The sequence below is a fragment of the Lysinibacillus sp. A1 genome, assembly GCF_000801965.1.
Classification (GTDB): Bacteria; Bacillota; Bacilli; order Bacillales_A; family Planococcaceae; genus Lysinibacillus; species Lysinibacillus fusiformis.
On sequence record NZ_JSZM01000001.1, the window covers coordinates 200624 to 220374 of the forward strand.

16 protein-coding genes and 1 pseudogene are annotated in these 19751 nt (G+C 39.0%); 15 read left to right on the forward strand and 2 right to left on the reverse strand.

Translation table 11 applies throughout. The features are described 5' to 3' along the window. Positions 1-5: 5 nt before the first annotated feature. The 3 genes from PI85_RS00900 to PI85_RS00910 all read left to right on the forward strand — a co-directional run bounded on the left by PI85_RS00900 (position 6) and on the right by PI85_RS00910 (position 3302). On the forward strand, positions 6-1355 hold the full coding sequence (locus tag PI85_RS00900; RefSeq protein WP_036119463.1) for an FAD-binding oxidoreductase: 1350 nt from the start codon (positions 6-8) through the stop codon (positions 1353-1355). A 150-nt stretch (positions 1356-1505) separates the two neighbouring features. Then, complete coding sequence (locus PI85_RS00905) at positions 1506-2297, forward strand: alpha/beta fold hydrolase (RefSeq protein ID WP_036119461.1); 792 nt, start codon at positions 1506-1508, stop codon at positions 2295-2297. A 27-nt stretch (positions 2298-2324) separates the two neighbouring features. Further along, positions 2325-3302, forward strand: coding sequence for a sensor domain-containing diguanylate cyclase (locus tag PI85_RS00910; RefSeq protein ID WP_036119458.1), 978 nt, complete (start codon positions 2325-2327; stop codon positions 3300-3302). Positions 3303-3309: 7 nt separating this feature from the next. Here PI85_RS00910 and PI85_RS00915 read toward each other — a convergent pair. Next, positions 3310-3705, reverse strand: a pseudogene (locus PI85_RS00915) ((deoxy)nucleoside triphosphate pyrophosphohydrolase). 195 nt (positions 3706-3900) lie between these two features. Here PI85_RS00915 and PI85_RS00920 point away from each other — a divergent pair. The 3 genes from PI85_RS00920 to pheT all read left to right on the forward strand — a co-directional run bounded on the left by PI85_RS00920 (position 3901) and on the right by pheT (position 8526). Further along, entirely contained in the window at positions 3901-4665 is a 765-nt protein-coding gene (locus tag PI85_RS00920) for an RNA methyltransferase (RefSeq protein WP_036119455.1), read from the forward strand. Positions 4666-5058: 393 nt separating this feature from the next. Further along, positions 5059-6096 (forward strand): phenylalanine--tRNA ligase subunit alpha, encoded by a 1038-nt coding sequence (pheS, locus tag PI85_RS00925; RefSeq protein ID WP_036119452.1) that lies wholly within the window; start codon positions 5059-5061, stop codon positions 6094-6096. Between the two features lie 12 nt (positions 6097-6108). Further along, the gene (pheT, locus tag PI85_RS00930) at positions 6109-8526 is read left to right on the forward strand and encodes a phenylalanine--tRNA ligase subunit beta (protein WP_036119449.1); all 2418 of its coding nucleotides are present in this window, start codon (positions 6109-6111) and stop codon (positions 8524-8526) included. A gap of 204 nt (positions 8527-8730) precedes the next feature. Here pheT and rnhC read toward each other — a convergent pair whose 3' ends face one another. Further along, a complete protein-coding gene (gene rnhC / locus PI85_RS00935; RefSeq protein ID WP_036119446.1) occupies positions 8731-9657 on the reverse strand; it encodes a ribonuclease HIII in 927 nt (308 codons plus the stop codon). A 135-nt stretch (positions 9658-9792) separates the two neighbouring features. Between rnhC and zapA the strand changes: the two genes are divergently transcribed. The 9 genes from zapA (at position 9793) to PI85_RS00980 (ending at position 19718) form a co-directional block, all read left to right on the forward strand. Beyond that, a complete protein-coding gene (gene zapA, locus PI85_RS00940; protein ID WP_008179187.1) occupies positions 9793-10053 on the forward strand; it encodes a cell division protein ZapA in 261 nt (86 codons plus the stop codon). 5 nt (positions 10054-10058) lie between these two features. Next, positions 10059-10598 carry a CvpA family protein gene (locus tag PI85_RS00945; RefSeq protein ID WP_012295574.1) on the forward strand — a complete coding sequence of 180 codons (540 nt, stop codon included), beginning with the start codon at positions 10059-10061 and terminating at the stop codon, positions 10596-10598. Positions 10599-10657: 59 nt separating this feature from the next. Further along, positions 10658-12367, forward strand: coding sequence for a DNA polymerase/3'-5' exonuclease PolX (gene polX / locus PI85_RS00950; RefSeq protein ID WP_082011527.1), 1710 nt, complete (start codon positions 10658-10660; stop codon positions 12365-12367). A gap of 18 nt (positions 12368-12385) precedes the next feature. Then, entirely contained in the window at positions 12386-14752 is a 2367-nt protein-coding gene (locus PI85_RS00955; RefSeq protein ID WP_036119439.1) for an endonuclease MutS2, read from the forward strand. Between the two features lie 22 nt (positions 14753-14774). Further along, positions 14775-15188, forward strand: coding sequence for a DUF350 domain-containing protein (locus tag PI85_RS00960; protein ID WP_008179180.1), 414 nt, complete (start codon positions 14775-14777; stop codon positions 15186-15188). Between the two features lie 427 nt (positions 15189-15615). Next, complete coding sequence (locus tag PI85_RS00965) at positions 15616-17310, forward strand: long-chain-fatty-acid--CoA ligase (RefSeq protein WP_036119437.1); 1695 nt, start codon at positions 15616-15618, stop codon at positions 17308-17310. Between the two features lie 148 nt (positions 17311-17458). Continuing rightward, entirely contained in the window at positions 17459-18040 is a 582-nt protein-coding gene (locus PI85_RS00970; RefSeq protein WP_025114529.1) for a TetR/AcrR family transcriptional regulator, read from the forward strand. A gap of 14 nt (positions 18041-18054) precedes the next feature. Beyond that, positions 18055-18828: an enoyl-CoA hydratase gene (locus PI85_RS00975; RefSeq protein ID WP_036119435.1), complete on the forward strand. Its 774-nt coding sequence runs from the start codon at positions 18055-18057 to the stop codon at positions 18826-18828. Between the two features lie 116 nt (positions 18829-18944). Next, entirely contained in the window at positions 18945-19718 is a 774-nt protein-coding gene (locus tag PI85_RS00980) for an electron transfer flavoprotein subunit beta/FixA family protein (RefSeq protein ID WP_036119433.1), read from the forward strand. Positions 19719-19751 lie beyond the last annotated feature (33 nt).

A 19751-nucleotide genomic window follows, 5' to 3' on the forward strand; every position in this document is an offset into this window, starting at 1 on the left:
TTAAGGTGAAGAAGGCGAAACTTACAGGTAGAATCGTTACTCCTGAAGATCCGAATTATGAACAAGCGCGGACGAATAATAATTTAAATAATTCCAAATATCCGAGTATAATTGTATTTTGTCAAAGAACAAAAGATGTGGTCAATGCCATAAAATGGGCAAGGGAAAACAATGAACCTTTCAGGGTTCGCAGTGGCCGGCATAGCTATGAAAATTTTTCGTTATTAAATAAGGGTCTTGTTATTGATATAAGTGACATGAATAATATGGCTATTAATCTCCAAGACATGTCGGTCAAAATCGAGGCTGGTGCCAATTTAGGAAAGGTATACAGAGAATTATGGGAAAAAGGTGTAACAATACCTGCTGGTACAGAAAGTAGCGTTGGCATAGTTGGCTTAACCCTTGGTGGAGGGATTGGCATGCTGTCACGACTTTTTGGGCTAACTTGTGATAATCTCCTCGAAATAGAGATAGTGATTGCAAGTGGACAGGATGGTGCCAAGATGATCCAAGCAAATAGGCAACACAATAATGACCTTTTTTGGGCCAGTTGTGGTGGCGGCGGTGGCAATTTCGGTATTGTCACTTCATTAACATTCAAGCTCCATGCGATCAGTGATGTTTCGCTCTTTTCTATCACATGGGGATGGAGTGATTTTGAGCTTGCTTTTGATACATGGCAAAAATGGGCTCCATTTACTGATAGGCGTCTGACATCACAAATTGAATTAAAGACGAAGGAAGTTGGGGAGATCGTATCTCAAGGAGAATTTGTGGGTTCCACAGCGGAATTAAAAAAACTTCTTCGACCATTAAGAAAGGCAGGTTCACCAATAAATATATGGATAAAGGAAGTACCCTATATAAAGGCTGTAGAATTTTTTGATCTACCAAGTGGTAATCAACCTGCGCTCTATAAAAGATCAGGTTCTTTTATTGAGAGACCGCTTCCTTTTGAGGCCATTAAGAGAATGAAGGAATTTTTAACGCATGCCCCTAATCCAAATACGACAATTTGGCAGCAATCCTTAAGAGGAGCCGTCAGTGAAATTGCTCCAAATCACACAGCCTATTTCTACCGAAATGCAATAATGGCTCAAGAATACAATACCTCTTGGAAAAATCCAGATGAAGAAAGGCAAAGTATAAAATGGGTGGAGGACATACGGAGGACTTTATCTCCATATACCACAGGCGATTATGTCAATTTCCCAGATCGATTTATTCAAGATTGGCCAACAGCCTATTATGGTCGTAATTTTAGAAGGTTGAGAGAAGTGAAAACAAAATATGATCCATTTAATGTATTTCAATTTCAGCAAAGTATTCCGCCTATTAGCAAATGGTTATAGTCTATAAGATGAGCAGTATGCGGGCGCATTGCTGCTCTCTTTTTATAGTGAAAGCATGTCCGATCTATAGGTGGAAATTAATCTTGATAATTACAGTACCAAAGGTCACAATAAAACTATTACATATATTTCTAAAAAGGAGTAAGTAGTATGGAAAATATTACCTTTCGTAATCATGTGAAAGTAATTGGACAAGGAGATCAACCGATTATTTTTGGACATGGTTTTGGCTGTGATCAAAACATGTGGCGTTTTATTACGCCTGCATTTATGGACAAATATAAAATTATATTATTCGATTATGTCGGATCTGGAAGCTCAGATAAAAATGCCTATACATCAGAGAAATATCAAAATTTGCAAGGCTACGTGCAAGATTTATTGGATGTTATTGGATCTTTAAAATTACAGCAAAGTATTTTTGTAGGACATTCTATTAGTTCTATGATTGGATTACTTGCATCCATCAAACGACCTGAATACTTTAAAAAATTGATTATGATTGGACCTTCTCCGTGTTATTTAAATGATGGCGAATATATTGGTGGATTTGAGCGTAGTGATATTTCGGAATTATTAGATATGATGGAAATGAACTTTGCTGGTTGGGCAAGCTATATGGCTCCTATCGCAATGAGCAATCCTGAAAATCCAGCATTAACGGATGAGCTCCAACAAACATTTAAATCTGCAGACCCTGTCATTGCGAGAGAATTTGCCGAGGTAACATTTTTATCGGATCATCGAAATGAATTATCAAAGGTAACAGTCCCAGTTTTAATTATCCAATGCTCTGAGGACAGTATTGTGCCTATAAGTGTAGGAGATTATTTACATAAACATATTAAAGGCAGTACTTTTAGCTTAATGGAAGCGAAAGGACATTACCCTCACATTAGTCACCCAAATGAAACCATCCTGTGTATTATGGGTTTTTTGTAGGGAAGAATAATGAAAGGATTATTGTAAATGGAACAACGACTGAATGATGCGCCATGTGGTTTTCTTTCCATCACTCACGAAGGAGTAATTGCAGAGGTCAATCACACCTTATTAAATTGGATAGGCTTTGAGCAGGTAGATTTGCTGCAACAGCATCTAGAGATACTTCTATCTACTGCTAATAAATTAATTTTTCACTCGTATTTTTATCCGATGATAAATTTAGAACAACAAGTAGAGGAATTGTTTATTCATCTCAAACATAAGGAAGGGATGGCTATACCATTTCTAATGAATGCTAGATTGTACAAGGAAGATACGGTAGAGCGAATTGATTGTATTTTAGTCAAAATGCAAAAGCGTATTGATTATGAACAAGAGTTACGTTCAGCTAAAAAGCTACTAGAGGCAGCCTACCAAGAAAAAGAACAGGCATTAGCCAATTTGGAGCAAATTCATGTAGAAATCGAACAACAACAGGCAAAATTATTAGCCGTGAATGCTACTTTAATTGAATTGTCGGAGACAGACAAACTTACGGGTTTGAAAAACAGAAGATTCTTCCAAGATAAACTTGAACAACAGCTCAATAGTTATTATGAATCAGCAAAGCCTTTCTCCCTATGTATTCTTGATATTGACCATTTTAAAAAAGTTAATGATACGTTTGGACATCAAGTAGGTGACGATGTTCTTGCTCAATTGGCACAGCTATTAACACAACGAGCGCGTAAAGAAGATACCGTTGCTCGTTATGGTGGTGAGGAATTTGTCATGATTTTACCAGACACTGAGATTGCCGCAGCAAAAGAGATAGGGGAGCAAATTAGAAAAACAGTTGCATTGGATCATTGGACAGCTGGTCAGGTGACGATAAGTATTGGAATGGCAACCGTCACATTAGAAGATACTGGTACGACATTGCTAAAAAATGCGGATGATGCCTTGTATGCATCGAAAAAAAATGGTCGTAACCAAGTGACTCATTTTTTTGATATGAAGTAAATATGTGTTATGGCTCCGCTAATAATTTTTCAATGGAAGGTAAATCGGCAGGTGCAAAAGAAAGCTTAAGCAATTGCTGACGAGGAACCCATTTTGCTTCAGCATGTTACAATATTTGTGGAGTACCTTTAACAATAGTGGCTAGATAAGTTTCTAGGTGAACAAAAAATTGTTCGTATTCATAAAGAGTTTCGTTCACTAGCTCACCAACTTGAATGAAGCAGTTGAATTCCTCAAGAATTTCTCGATAAAGTGCTTGCTGGGGAGTTTCGCCGAGTTCAATTTTACCACCAGGGAATTCCCAATAATTAGCGAGTACCATATGGTCATTTCTTAAAGCACAGAAAATTTCTTGTTGATTATTTTCAATAATGGCACCAACTACATGTATTGTTTTTTTCATCTGGATCACCTTTTTTCTTGATACTGTAAAATTATTACGAAGTATGTATCATTATAGCATGGTGGAGTTGTTAGACACTGCATTAAAATTACACTTGTCCTAGAAAAAACAGTTTTCTCACATAGCTATGAAATTTAGTATTTACTAAGGTATAATAATGGTCAATATATAGGAAAAAGGCGGTAAGAGGTAGCGATGAAGAGAATCGAATCTACGCAAAATGCGCTAGTGAAATATTGGAAAAAATTAGCGACAACAAGAAAAGAACGGGAACGATCAGGTGAATTCATAGTCGAAGGCTTTCACCTTGTAGAAGAAGCATTAAAAAATAAAGAGCAAGTCCTGCAAATTATTGTACGTGAAGGTGTAGATTTACCGATGCTATGGCCAATTGATGGCATTGCTATTGTAGAGGTTACGTCAGTAGTAGCGAAGGAATTTGCGGAAACAGAAACGTCACAAGGTGTTTTTGCTATTTGTAAACAGCCTGCATTAGAGGAGGAAGTAAAGGCATCCTGGCGTAAAGTGTTATTGATCGATGCTGTTCAAGACCCAGGCAATATTGGGACGATGATTCGTACAGCCGATGCAGCTGGATTAGATGCCGTTATTTTAGGGAAGGGCTGTGCCGATGTCTACAACCCTAAAACGTTACGAGCTGCACAAGGCTCACATTTCCACATCCCTGTAGTACGTGAAGAGTTAACGGAATGTGTAGACTTTTTACAGGATCAAGGAGTTCCAGTATTTGGTACGGCATTGGATGAAGACGCAGTGCCATATAGCGACATTCAGCATACTGGTGCATTTGCGATTATTATGGGGAATGAAGGTAGTGGTATTCAGCCACAGCTTTTAGCAATGACAGACCAAAATATAATCATTCCAATTTTTGGTCAGGCTGAATCACTTAATGTAGCTGTAGCAACTGGTATAGTTTTATATGGTTTTGTGAAATAACTGACAGAATCATGCGGGTTTCCGCTAGTTGCCCCTTGATTTGCAACTGATCGTTATTGTATAATCAATTCTAAAATGTAAGTTTAAATATGAAATGCTATGACCGGGAAGTAGTAAAGATTGTGAATGGACGACAGGGAGCGTGTGGCCGGAGATTGAGAGCCAACGCCGTACCGATGCAATTTTGAATTCAGCCCGCGAGCAGCTACCGGGACCAGCTTGATGCTGTAAAGGTAAGCCGGCTTTATCAAGTCGTTATGTGAATGAAGTGATTGTAAGGATATTGGCCTTGCAATAACTAGGGTGGTACCGCGAATATGTCCTCGTCCCTTTTTTAGGGGCGAGTTTTTTTATGCCTAAAAACAGGCGTTAATTTTCTAAGGAGGTTTTAACATGGAAGAGCAATTAAAACAATTAGAGCAAGAAGCACTTGCTAAAATTGAAGCGGCAGCAAGTCTAAAAGAATTAAATGAAGTACGTGTTGCATATTTAGGGAAAAAAGGACCTATTACTGATTTATTAAAAGGAATGGGTAAATTATCAGCTGAAGAGCGACCAAAAATGGGTGCTTTAGTGAATAATGTTCGTGAAAACGTAACGGCAGTATTAGAGTCAAAAGCTGCTGTACTTGAAGAAGCGGCTATTGCTGAAAAATTAGCAAGTGAGTCGATTGATGTTACTTTACCTGGACGTGAAATAAAAGTAGGGAATCGTCATCCATTGACACGTGTCATTGAGGAAATTGAAGATTTATTTATTGGCATGGGCTATGAAATTGCAGAGGGTCCTGAAGTAGAGAAAGACTACTATAACTTTGAAGCATTAAATTTGCCAAAGGGTCATCCCGCTCGTGATATGCAAGACTCGTTCTATATTTCCGAGGAAATATTATTACGTACTCATACATCGCCTGTACAGGCTCGTACTATGGAAGCTAAAAAAGGTGAATCTATTCGTATCATATGTCCAGGAAAAGTATTCCGTCGTGATAATGATGATGCCACGCACTCACATCAATTTATGCAAATTGAAGGTTTAGTAATTGGCGAAAATATTCGTATGAGTGATCTAAAAGGAACTTTAGATACTTTAGCAAAAAAAATGTTTGGTGCTGAACGTGAAATTCGACTTCGTCCGAGCTTCTTCCCATTCACAGAACCATCTGTTGAAATGGATATCTCGTGCTTTAAATGCGGTGGTTCAGGATGTAACGTATGTAAGAGCACTGGCTGGATTGAAATACTAGGCGCAGGTATGGTTCATCCAAACGTCTTAGAAATGGCTGGCTATGATCCGAAGAAAGTTTCTGGTTTCGCATTTGGTATTGGTGCAGAGCGTATTGCCATGTTGAAATATGGTGTCGACGATATTCGACATTTCTATACGAGTGACACTCGTTTCTTATCACAATTCGAGCGAACAGAGGCGTAAGGGGGATAAAACATGTTAGTTTCATTAGAATGGTTAAAAGATTATGTCAATACACAGGACTTAGCACCTGAGCTATTAGCAGAAAAAATTACACGTTCAGGAATTGAAGTAGACGCAGTCATTGATCGTGCAAATGCAATGGAAAAAGTTGTAGTCGGATATGTGGTATCAAAGGAAAAACATCCAGAAGCCGATAAATTAAATATTTGTCAAGTGGATGTTGGTGAAGAAGAGCCTCAACAAATTATTTGTGGTGCTCCCAATGTAGATGCTGGTCAAAAAGTAATTGTGGCTCGCCCAGGTGCCCATTTGCCAGGCGGTATTAAAATTAAAAAAGCTAAACTTCGTGGACATGAATCAAATGGCATGATTTGTTCATTACAAGAGCTAGGTATTGAAGGAAAGCTTGTACCTAAAGCGTACTCTGAGGGCATTTACGTACTTCCAAAAGATGCGCAAGTAGGAACGGACGCACTGGCTATTCTAGGCTTACGAGATACAGTGCTAGAGCTTGGGTTAACACCAAATCGATCAGATGCCCTTTCAATGCTAGGTGTAGCATATGAGGTGGGTGCTATCCTGTCAGAGGAAGTAAAGTATCCAGATATTTCTTATCAAGCTGCCAGCGAAAAAGCAGAGGATTTACTAAAGCTTCGTGTGGAAGATATGCAAGCAAACCCAATGTACGTCGCAAAAGTTGTGAAAAACGTCAAAATTGGGGAGTCACCGATGTGGCTTCAAAATCGTTTGATGGCAGCAGGTGTACGCCCGCATAATAACGTAGTGGACGTAACGAATTATGTGTTAATGGAGTATGGTCAACCACTTCATGCCTTTGACTATGATAGTCTAGCAACAGGTGAAATCGTTGTTCGTAAAGCAACGGAGGGTGAGAAAATCACAACTTTGGATGACCAAGAACGTACATTAAAAGCGTCAGATTTAGTTATTACGAATGGCAAAGAGCCAGTTGCTATTGCTGGTGTAATGGGTGGTGCTAATTCTGAGGTAACAGATTCTACAACGACTGTTGTCATTGAATCGGCTTATTTCGACGGCTTAACAGTGCGTCAAACATCTCGTCATCTTGGCCTTCGATCTGATGCATCTGCCCGCTTTGAGAAAGGGGTAGACCCGAATCGTGTTTTACCTGCAGCTGAACGTGCTGCAACATTACTTGCTGCATTAGCTGGTGGTGAAGTATTGGAAGGTACATGTGTGGTAGACGATTTAGATAAAACACCAGCTCGTGTTGTCGTATCACCAGATTTTATTAACGAACGTTTAGGCATGAAAATCGCATTAGAGGATATGCTTTCTATTTTAGAGCGCTTAAAATTCGGAGTAGAGGCTGCAAATGGCTTATTAATTATTGATGCACCAACACGTCGTCAGGATATTAAAATCGAAGAGGATATCGTAGAGGAAATTGCTCGTCTTTATGGCTACGATGAGATTCCAACGACATTACCAGAGGGGGCTACACAAGTAGGTAGTTTAACCGCTTATCAAGCTAATCGTCGTGTTGTTCGTAATTATATGGAGGGTGCTGGCTTGTATCAAGCTGTGACGTATTCATTAACATCTGATGCGCTATCACAGCGATTTGCATTGAAAGCTGAACCAGTCACTCGTTTATTAATGCCTATGAGTGAAGAACGCTCTACATTACGACAAAGCCTAGTTCCACACTTAATAGAAGCAGCAGCCTATAATGTTGCCCGCCAAGCAGACAGTGTAGCTCTATATGAAATTGGCTCAGTATTCCTTGGTCAATCGGAGGAAGGGCAACCTTTCGAAGAAGAGCATCTTGCAGCCGTCCTTACAGGGAAATGGCTAGATCACGCTTGGCAAGGCGAGAAAAAAGCTGTAGATTTCTTCGTCTTAAAAGGTGTAATAGAAGGTGTTATTGGCAAGCTTGGCTTAGAAAATCGCATTTCATTTGAAAAAGCACAAATTGATGGGTTACACCCAGGTCGTACAGCTAGTATAGTATTGGATGGCGAGCAAGTAGGTATTATTGGTGGACTACACCCTGCAGAGGAAAAGGCATGGGGTGTAAAAGATACGTATGTTATGGAAATGAATCTTGTTGCTCTATTAAATGCAACTGATCAAGAAGCGCCACTTTCCTACAAACCAGTACCTCGTTTCCCTGCGATGTCTCGTGATATTGCGCTTATTATGGACCGTACAACAACTGCAGGCGAAGTCGTTAAAGCTATTAATGTAGCTGGTGTGAAATTATTGAAGGATATCCGCGTATTTGACGTTTACGAGGGTGAGAAAATGGAGCAAGGGAAAAAATCCGTGGCATTCTCGCTCACATACTTCGACCCAGAACGCACGTTAACAGACGAAGAAGTAGTAGCTGCACACAATAAAGTACTAAAAGCAATTGCTACAATCGATGGTACAGAAGTGCGCTAAAATTATAAAAAAGACTGTCGTACTAGATAGTCTCAGATTTAGTCAAAAGTCATCGAGAAGTTTACTCTCGATGGCTTTTGTCATTTTTATTACACGGTCATACGGATAATGACTTTCTCATGGAAAATAACGCCTTTACTTTATTTTGGTAAAGAAAAAAGACTGTCATCTAGACAATCTTTTTCGTTTGGAGCTTCATGTTTTTTAAATCATCTTTCTCGCTTTTTCTGTATTAGCAAAATGCCATTTTGTAATGGAGCGTAGAAATTCTTCGCCTTGTTTACGCCAAATACGTGCAGCTTGCACATCTACCTTGCTAGAGGCCCCTTTCATTAACTCTAAACCCGCTATTTCACTGAGACGATCCATTTCCTTTAAAAACGCAGCACGAGCTAGAATGGATGCTGTAGCCACGGCTACATGTAATTGCTCGGCTTTAGTAGAAAAGTACACGCTTTCCTGTACAATTTCTCGTTCGGTTTTTAAGTAATTGTAATAAACGCCTCGTTCTGCAAACTGATCAATTAAAATACATTCAGGTTTCTCAGGAGCCATTTTTGTCAGTGTGTTTTGCAGTGCCTTGTTATGCATCATGGCTTTCATTTTCCCTTGAGAGTAACCCTTTGCCTGTAAGCTGTTATATTTTTCATTGCGTAAGACGAGAACACTATGAACGCAAGCTGCGCGTAAATCAGGAGCAATTTTCCGCATGTAATCATCCGATAACATTTTTGAATCTTTGACACCAAGCTCATTGATCAGTTCAATTTTGGAGGCAGGTACATATACGGCAGCTACTGTAATAGGGCCAAAATAATCACCAGTGCCTGTTTCATCTGAGCCTAATACGGACATCGTTGCAAATTGGTCGGGTAGTGTATCACCCTTTGCTCCAATACTAGATGATTTTGAGTTCGATGTTTTTTCAATGGTCCCCCAGCGGGCAGCTTCACGTTCAGCTCCACCACCCTGAAACATTAATTTTCCTGATTTATACATGGTTATGGAGGTATCTGGTAGTTTTGCGGCGAAGATTACACCAGCAGCCTTGCGTTCAATATAATTGGATGCATAGTATGCCATCACCTCTTTTTGAATATTTGTTGAAATGGAAAGTACAATATTTGACATTTAATCGATCCTTTCTGTCCTCATTGTTCACAATTTTATACCTTTCATGGTATGATAATAAATAGCTTTTTTGTGTGATGGTGCTAGCAAGCCAAAAAAATCTTGCATGTATCGAATTTATAGGAGGGTGCGACTATGGAAAAACAAGAAAAGAATAAAATTTCTGTGGAAATATATGGTCATACATATAAAATGGTCGGCTTGGAATCCATTGGCCATATGCGACTTGTTGCTTCGATTGTTGATGACCGTATGCGCGAGATGAACGTACATAATCCCTCACTTGATAGCACAAAACTTGCTGTTCTGACAGCAGTAAATACAGTACATGATCATTTACTATTAAAAGAGCGGCTGGAGCAGCTGGAAGAAGAATTGAAAAAATTAAAGGGTTGAAGAGAATGTTAGATTTAATCATATTAGTGGTACTGTTAGCTGGAATTGGTGTCGGTGCAAAACGAGGTTTCATTGTACAAATGATGCACATTGTCAGCTTTATAGTAGCCCTAATTGTTGCGTATATTTATTATAAGCCATTAGCACAAAAATTTGTATTTTGGGTTCCGTATCCAGGAGTTACTGATACAGGTAGTCTTGGTGTCGTGATAGACAGTCTAGATTTAGACCGCACATTCTATCGTGTAATTGCTTTTGCGGTAATTTTCTTTGCCGTAAAAATAACATTGCAAATAGTGGCATCGATTTTTGATTTTATCGCTTATTTACCTGTACTGAACACAGTAAATCGTTGGCTTGGAGCGCTATTCGGCATGATTGAAAACTATTTAATTATGTTTATTTTGCTATATGTATGCGCACTACTACCGATTGATAGCATACAAAATTTAATGTCGAAGTCATTGTTAAGTGGTCTTATTTTGGAGCATACACCGGTCATTACAAAGATGTTCCAAAACTGGTGGTATATTTATATGCAATAGTCAACTATGCACTTCTCTCTGTTTGGAGAGAAGTGTTTTTACGATAGGAGGAATTATTGGTGAATAAAAAAACCATTATTCGCACGCTCGAAAAAATTGCTCTGTATATGGAATTACAAGGTGAAAATCCATTCAAGGTATCCGCCTTTCGAAAAGCAGCTGCGGCACTTGAAGGAGACGAGCGTTCATTAAGTGAAATGGATGATGTGACAAAACTAAAAGGAATTGGCAAGGGGACGGCTGCTGTTATTGAGGATTTGATGGTAACAGGTGAGTCAAGTTTGCTAAAGGAACTAGAAGAGATTGTCCCTAAAGGGTTATTGCCATTGTTAAAGTTGCCAGGCTTAGGTGGAAAAAAGATAGCCAAGCTTCACCAAGAGCTAGGAATCGACTCAGCAGAAAGTTTAAAGGAGGCCTGTGAAGCGGGCAAAGTTCGTGAATTAGCTGGCTTTGCTGCCAAAACAGAGGAGAAAATTTTAAAGGAACTTGCCAATTTAGCTAATCGCTCTGAGCGTCTACCCGTTTGGCAGCTAGAGCCTGTGGTTTTACAAATAGAGGCCCTTCTAGATAGTATGGAGGAAGTAGAACGTTTTTCTGTAGCTGGAAGTTTCCGTCGTGCTGTGGAAACTAGTAAAGATATTGATTTTATTGTTGTAACAGAAGCGGTTGAGGCAGTCCGTGAACAATTATTAAATACATTAGCCATCCAAGAAGTCGTTGCTGCAGGAGATACAAAAATTTCGGTGATTTTGGACTTAGATGAGCCAGTAAGCGTTGATTTTCGCTTAGTGAAGGATACGGAATATGCGACTGCCTTGCATCATTTTACAGGTTCTAAGGACCATAATGTACGCATGCGCCAGCTTGCAAAAGCGCGAGGTGAAAAAATTAGTGAATATGGTGTGGAGCAGGAAGGTGGAACTGTTCTAACATTTCAAGATGAAGCGGCATTTTTTGCTCATTTTGATTTACCTTGGATTCCACCAAGCTTGCGTACAGGGACAGTAGAATTTGACAAAACAGAGGATATCCAAAAATTGGTTCGACTAGAAGATATTAAGGCCGATTTGCATATGCATACGACGTGGTCAGATGGTGCTTATTCTGTTGCAGAAATGGGCAAGGCATTACTAGCGCGTGGCTATCAATATAGTGTTATTACGGATCACTCCCAATTTCTAAAAGTCGCAAATGGTTTAACACCAGAGCGTTTAGAAAAACAGCGAGTGGAAATTGAGGCATTTAATGAAGCTCACCCAGAATTTCATTTATTTTCAGGGACAGAAATGGATATATTACCGGATGGTAGCTTAGATTTTGATGATCAAGTTTTGCACGAATTAGATTTTGTAATTGCTTCTATACATTCAAGCTTTACACAAACACAGGAAAAAATTATGGCCCGTCTACTGACAGCTATGCAAAATCCTTATGTCCATATGATTGCCCATCCTACAGGGCGAATTATTGAAGATCGTGATGGCTATAATCCTGATATGCAACAGTTAATTGCCTGGGCGAAGGAGTATGGTAAAATTTTAGAGTTAAATGCTAATCCATATCGTCTTGATTTATGTGTGGAGCATTTAGAGATGGCTTTAGCAGCAGGTGTGCCAATAGCGATTAATACGGATGCGCATGATATCGCACATTTACGTTTTATGGATATTGGAGTTCGCTATGCCAATAGAGCATGGATACCAAAAGATTTGATTGTGAATACATGGACGCGTGAACAATTTGAGGCGTTCATACGACGAAATAAATAGGTTGAGGAGGTGTTCTCAGTGATTGCAGAACGCGCATTGAAAACACTAGAATACGATAAAGTACGGCAACAAGTGGCTACTCATTGTACTTCTTCAATTGGGAAATCAGCCATCGAGGAGCTTGTACCACAGACTGACTTTGATAAAGTAGTACAACTATTGGAAGAAATGGACGAAGGTTTATCCATTTTACGTGTAAAAGGTAATGTACCAATGGGTGGAATATTTGATGTTCGACCATCTGCAAGACGTGCCCAAATAGGAGGCATGTTAGCGGCGATAGAGCTAATGGAAATTTCTAGTACTATTAGAGCTAGTAGAATTCTTCGCAATTTTATTGAGGATTTGGAAGCCGATGAAGTGATTGAAATTCCCCATTTTATCGCCAAAAAGGAAACAATGCCCGTATTAACGGGATTACAGCATGAAATTAATAACTGTATTGATGATAACGGAGCTGTTTTAGATTCGGCTAGTTCAACTTTACGAACTATTCGCCAATCCTTACGCTCGGAGGAAGCAAAGGTACGCTCTAAATTGGAGAGCTTAATCCGTGGCAGTAATGCATCGAAAATGCTATCTGATACACTTGTTACAATTCGGAATGATCGCTTTGTTATTCCCGTTAAGCAGGAATATCGTCATCACTATGGTGGAATCGTTCATGACCAATCTTCTTCTGGACAAACCCTATTCATTGAGCCAGATTCTATTGTCCAAGCGAATAATGAAATTCATCGTTTGAAAATGAAAGAACAGGCTGAGGTTGAACGAATTTTACTAGCATTAAGCGCAATGGTGCAAGATGTAGCACCAGATTTATTTAACTTAGTAAAGGTATTAGGGGATATCGATGTTATTTTAGCTAAAGGCAAGTATGGCCAAGCCAATAAGTGTACAATGCCTAAAATGAATCAGGATGGCTATATTCGCCTTGTTCGTGCACGCCACCCTCTATTACCAATAGATACAGCTGTGCCAAACGATATTGAGTTTGGGAAAGACATTACGGCAATAGTAATTACGGGTCCGAATACAGGTGGTAAAACGGTAACATTAAAAACAGTGGGCTTGTGTACACTAATGGCTCAAGCTGGGTTACCAGTACCAGCATTGGATGGATCTCAGCTTGCTGTGTTTAAACAATTGTTTGCTGATATTGGTGATGAGCAATCTATAGAGCAATCGCTTTCAACATTCTCATCTCATATGGTCAATATTGTCGACATATTACAAAAATTTGATGATGAGTCACTTGTTCTTTTTGATGAGTTAGGAGCAGGTACAGACCCACAAGAAGGGGCAGCTTTAGCCATTTCTATTTTAGACGAGGTGCATGGTCGTGGTGCACGTGTGATGGCAACGACTCACTATCCTGAGCTCAAAGCATACGGCTATAATCGACCTGGTGTTGCCAATGCTAGTGTTGAATTTGATATAGAAACATTGAGTCCTACCTATCGTCTACTAATTGGTGTTCCTGGACGTTCGAATGCATTTGAAATCTCCAGTCGCTTGGGGCTCCCTGAAACCATTATTGAACGTGCTAAAGGCTTCACAGGAACAGATCGACATGAGGTTGAATCGATGATTGCTTCATTAGAGGAAACACGTCGTCAATCGGAAGATGATGCAGAGCGTTCCCATGCATTATTGTTAGAGTCAGAGAGCTTACGTAAAGAGCTGCAAGATAAATTACAAGCCTATGATGAGCGTAAAGAGGCACTTGACAAGAAAGCTAAAGAAAAAGCTCGTAAAATTGTAGAAGAAGCGAAGCATGAAGCGGAAGGCATTATTGCTGAGCTGAGAGAAATGCGAAAAAATGCCGACCAAGTTGTTAAAGAGCATGAACTGATTGAAGCGCGTAAGCGTTTGGAAGAAGCAACACCGCTTGAAAACAATAAAGTACTAAAAAAAGCTGCACAAGTAAAAGCCCGTGCGCAAAACTTAGTTGTCGGGGACGAGGTAAAGGTGTTAAGCTATGGTCAAAGAGGTACTTTGTTAGAAAAAGTTTCGAATACTGAATGGGTTGTCCAAATGGGGATTTTAAAAATGAAAATCTCTGATAGTGATTTGGAATATATTAAGCCTGAAAAAGAGCCTATTGTACGAACAGCTGGTGTAAAAAATCGAAATGGCCATGTGAAATTAGAATTAGATTTGCGTGGAGAGCGCTATGAAGATGCAATTTTAAGGACAGAAAAGTATATTGATGATGCTTTACTTGCGAATTATGGTCGGGTATCTATTATCCATGGTGTTGGTACTGGGGCTTTACGCCAAGGTATTCAAAGCTATTTGAAAAACAATAAGCGTGTGAAATCCTTCCGTTTTGGTGAAGCCGGCGAAGGGGGCTTAGGCGTCACAGTTGTTGAATTGAAATAAGCTATAAAGGGGACGGAGAAAAATGCTGAATTCTGGCTTTTGGCGATATCCAATTATCGAAACGGCAGGATACTTTAGTGTTGTTGTGTTATGTTTGGTCGTGTCGATGGCATTGTTCGAAGTCGTGACGAAGTATAAAAATTGGGAAGAAATTAAAAAAGGTAATGTTGCTGTGGCACTTGCAACAGGAGGAAAAATACTAGGAATTTGTAATATTTTTCGTTTTTCTATTGCTCGTCATAGTACATTAAGTGAAATGATTGGCTGGGGTCTTTTTGGTTTTACGTTGTTAATTGTGGCCTATTTCTTATTTGAATTTATGACACCTCGTTTTAATGTTGATCAAGAGATTGCCAATGATAATCGCTCAGTTGGTTTCATTTCCTTTACCATTTCAGTTGGTCTATCGTTTGTAATTGGGGCAAGTATTGCATAGGAGTGTCATGACATGGAAAAATTAGCAAAGGTACTAATCATTGTCTGTATTGCATTTTTGGCAGTGGGCGTCTATTATATGATGACTATTTAAGCACATTTAACGCATCCTTTTAAAAGGATGCGTTTTTTATTGAGCTTATTGCAGGTGGCTTCAACTAAATCTATTAAAGCCCTGATAGGAAAAAATGTTTTTCAAATATAGAAATATATAGGTTATTTCTAATCTGAAAAATCGGAGAATGAATGAGTATTCATCGTATCTACCCATACAAATCCTATTAAGAACTAGTCATAATAATGTTGTTAAATGCATAATAATTAATCGAAAATGCGTTTATTTTCTATTTTCTGTTTGAAAGTGCATTTCTTTTTCATTATAATAAAATTAAGAATTGACAAAGTTTGGGACAAAGGGGAGAGGACGTATGACAGCAAAACCATGGCTAGCAAATTATCCTGAAGAAGTACCATCGTCTTTAACGTTTGAGGAAATTCCAGTGCAAGAGTTTTTGACACGCGCCTATAAGAAGAATCCATCAAAAGTAGCGATTCATTTTATGGGGAAGGATTTGACGTACACCGAACTATATGAGTCTGCTTTAAGATTCGCAAACTATTTACAATCATTAGGTGTGGAAAAGGGAGACCGAGTGGCAATTATGTTACCTAACTCGCCTCAAAGTGTAATCGCTTACTACGGTGCCATGTATGCAGGTGCTGTTGTCGTACAAACAAATCCACTTTATACTGAACGTGAGCTTCAATATCAAATGGCAGATTCGGGTGCAAAAGTTATTCTTGTGATGGATATTTTGTACCCAAGAGTGATGAAAATTATAAAAGAAACCGCACTAGAAAATGTCATTGTGACAGCCATCAAAGATTATTTACCATTCCCAAAAAATTTAGTCTATCCATTTATTCAAAAAAAGCAATATGGCTTTAGTGTCAAGGTTGAACATAGTGGACAAAATCATTTGTTTTCAGAAATAATGCGTTCTGCACCAATCAAGGTAATGGATCATATTCCTTTTGATTTTGAAGAAGACCTAGCATTACTTCAATACACAGGTGGAACAACCGGATTCCCGAAAGGAGTCATGCTAACCCATAAAAATTTAATCGCCAATACGACAATGTGTGATGCATGGATGTATAAATGTGTGCACGGTGATGAGGTCATTATGGGTATCCTACCATTCTTCCACGTCTATGGTATGACAACTGTTATGCTTTTATCAGTTTTCACTCAAAATAAAATGGTGCTGTTACCGAAATTTGATGCTGAAACTGCATTAAAGACAATTGATAAGCAAAAGCCTACACTTTTCCCTGGTGCGCCAACCCTATACATCGGTTTATTAAATCATCCAGATATTGCTAATTACGATTTATCATCTATTAAGGCCTGCCTAAGTGGCTCTGCTTCATTGCCAATTGAAGTGCAAGAGAAGTTTGAAGAGGTAACAGGTGGAAAATTAGTAGAGGGTTATGGATTAACTGAAACATCACCAGTGACACATGCTACTCCAATTTGGGGCAAGCGGGTGATTGGCTCGATAGGATTACCTTGGCCAAATACAGAAGCGATTATTTTGCGGACAGGGGATACGGAAGAATTGCCAGTTGGTGAAGTTGGCGAAATTGCAGTTAAAGGACCACAAGTGATGAAGGGCTATTGGAATCGCCCAGAGGATACGGCCGCTACATTTACAGATGACTGGTTTTTAACAGGAGATCTTGGCTATATGGATGAGCAAGGCTATTTCTATGTAGTGGACCGTAAAAAAGATATGATTATTGCAGGGGGCTTTAATATATACCCTCGTGAGGTTGAAGAAGTGTTATACGAGCGTGAGGAAATCCAAGAATGCGTTGTAGCAGGTATACCTGATCCTTATCGAGGAGAAACGGTAAAAGCTTATATCGTTTTAAAAGAAGGATATTCGATTACCGAAGACGAACTAAATAAATATTGCCGTCAGCATCTAGCGTCATTTAAAGTTCCGCGGTATTATGAATTTAAAGATGAGCTGCCAAAAACAGCCGTTGGGAAAATTTTGCGCCGTACATTAGTGGAAGAAGAAAAAACAAAAATGGCGAATAAAGAAGCGAAATAAATACGTGTTAAAGTATTGACAAGCAATGACGTAAAATATAATATGAAAATATGAATGAATGACCATTCATATTTTCATATTTTTTTAGGTTCTCACGTCATACTTGATTATGTTGACGTGCGCATGTTTTTTAGGTGGTGATATAAAAGTGAAACGAGATAAGCCAAAATATAAACAAATTATTGATGCAGCTGTCATCGTTATTGCGGAAAATGGGTATCACCAAGCGCAAGTATCGAAAATCGCCAAACAGGCTGGGGTGGCCGATGGAACAATCTATTTATATTTTAAAAATAAAGAAGATATATTAATTTCTGTCTTTAATGAAAAAATGGCTGTTTTTGTAGAGTCATTACAAGATATAATAGAAAATGGGAATACGTCAAAAGACAAACTTTCCCGAATGATTGAAAATCATTTTAATGTTCTAGCGACAGATCGATACCTAGCAACCGTCACACAATTAGAGCTTCGCCAATCAAATAAAGACTTACGACTAAAAATTAATTCAGTATTACGTGAGTATTTACATTTACTTGATCAAATTTTAATCGAAGGTATGCTTTCAGGTGAGTTCAATCAAACGATGGATGTACGCTTGGCACGTCAAATGGTTTTTGGAACAATCGATGAAACTATTACGTCGTGGGTTATGAATGACTATCGATATGATTTGATGGAGCAGGTTCCAAAGGTTCAGGCATTAATCCTGAACGCCATTAAAGGTTAAAAGGATGTGGAGAAATGGAATTTCTAAGTTGGAAAGTGGAAGATGGGGTAGCAAATATTACAATTGCACGTCCGCCAGCAAATGCATTATCTCGCGGTATTATTGCAGAAGTAAATTCTGTGCTAGATGCTGTAGAACATGATGATGCTGTAAGAGTCCTTGTACTTCATGGTGAAGGCCGTTTCTTCTCTGCAGGTGCAGATATTAAAGAATTTACTGGGGTAGAATCTGGAGAAGAGTTTACGAAGCTAGCTAGCAATGGACAGCAAGTATTTGAGCGTGTGGAATCATTCCCTAAGCCAATTATCGCAGCTATTCATGGTGCAGCATTAGGCGGTGGGCTTGAGCTAGCAATGAGCTGCCATATGCGCTTTGTGACGGAATCAGCGAAACTAGGTTTACCTGAGTTACAGTTAGGCCTTATTCCTGGCTTCGGAGGTACGCAGCGACTACCACGTTATGTTGGTGTAGCAAAGGCTGCTGAAATGATGTTTACGAGCGAGCCGATTTCCGGTACGGAAGCTGTGCAATGGGGCTTAGCAAACCGTGCATTCTCAGAAGAGACACTGTTAGAGGAAACATTAAATATTGCAAAGAATATTGCCAAGAAGAGCCCAATTGCTTTGAAGGCAGCTATTCAAACCTTGCAATATGCAAAGCATGCTTCATTTTATGAAGGTATTGAAGCGGAAGCGAAATCCTTTGGCACAGTATTCGTCACAGAAGATGCAAAAGAAGGAATTCAAGCATTCATTGAAAAGCGTGAGCCTATGTTTACTGGCAAATAAATTTCCCATAAGTCGATAGCAACGAGCAAGTATGTTATCGATGTTATTGAAACTAAATATATATAATATTTATAAGTTTACTTAGAATTATAAAACGTTCCAGGAGGTATGGATATATGAATATTTTTGCATTAATTAAACGTACGTTTGATACAGAAGAAAAAATCGTTGTGTCGGGTGGTAAAATCCAAGAGGACGGCGCAGAATTCATTATTAACCCTTACGATGAATATGCCATCGAAGAAGCAATCCAAGTGCGTGACGCTACTGGCGGTAAAGTGACGGTAGTAACAATTGGTGGCGAAGATGCTGAGAAGCAATTACGAACAGCTTTAGCAATGGGCGCTGATGAAGCAGTGCTTATCAATACGGAAGATGATTTAGATGAATTAGATCAAAATGCTGCTGCTTTTCTATTAGCAGAATACTTAAAAGATAAAGATGCTGATTTAATTTTAACAGGAAATGTTGCGATTGATGGTGGTTCTGGTCAAGTGGGTCCACGTGTTGCAGATTTATTAGATATTAATTATGTAACAACGATTACAAAGCTTGAAATTGATGGAACTTCTGCAAAAATTATTCGTGATATAGAAGGAGATTCAGAAGTAATTGAAACTTCTTTACCACTGTTAGTAACAGCTCAACAAGGTTTAAATGAGCCACGTTATCCATCTCTACCAGGTATTATGAAAGCGAAGAAGAAACCGCTTGCAGAGCTTGAATTAGATGATTTAGATATCGATGAAGATGATGTAGAAGTGAAGATTGAAACGGTTGATATCTTCTTACCAGCTCAAAAAGCAGCAGGCCGTGTTCTTGAAGGCGACCTTTCTGTACAAGTAAAAGAACTGGTAAATCTACTTCACACAGAAGCAAAGGTAGTTTAAAAAATCGAATCTTAAAGGGTAACGGAGGGAATA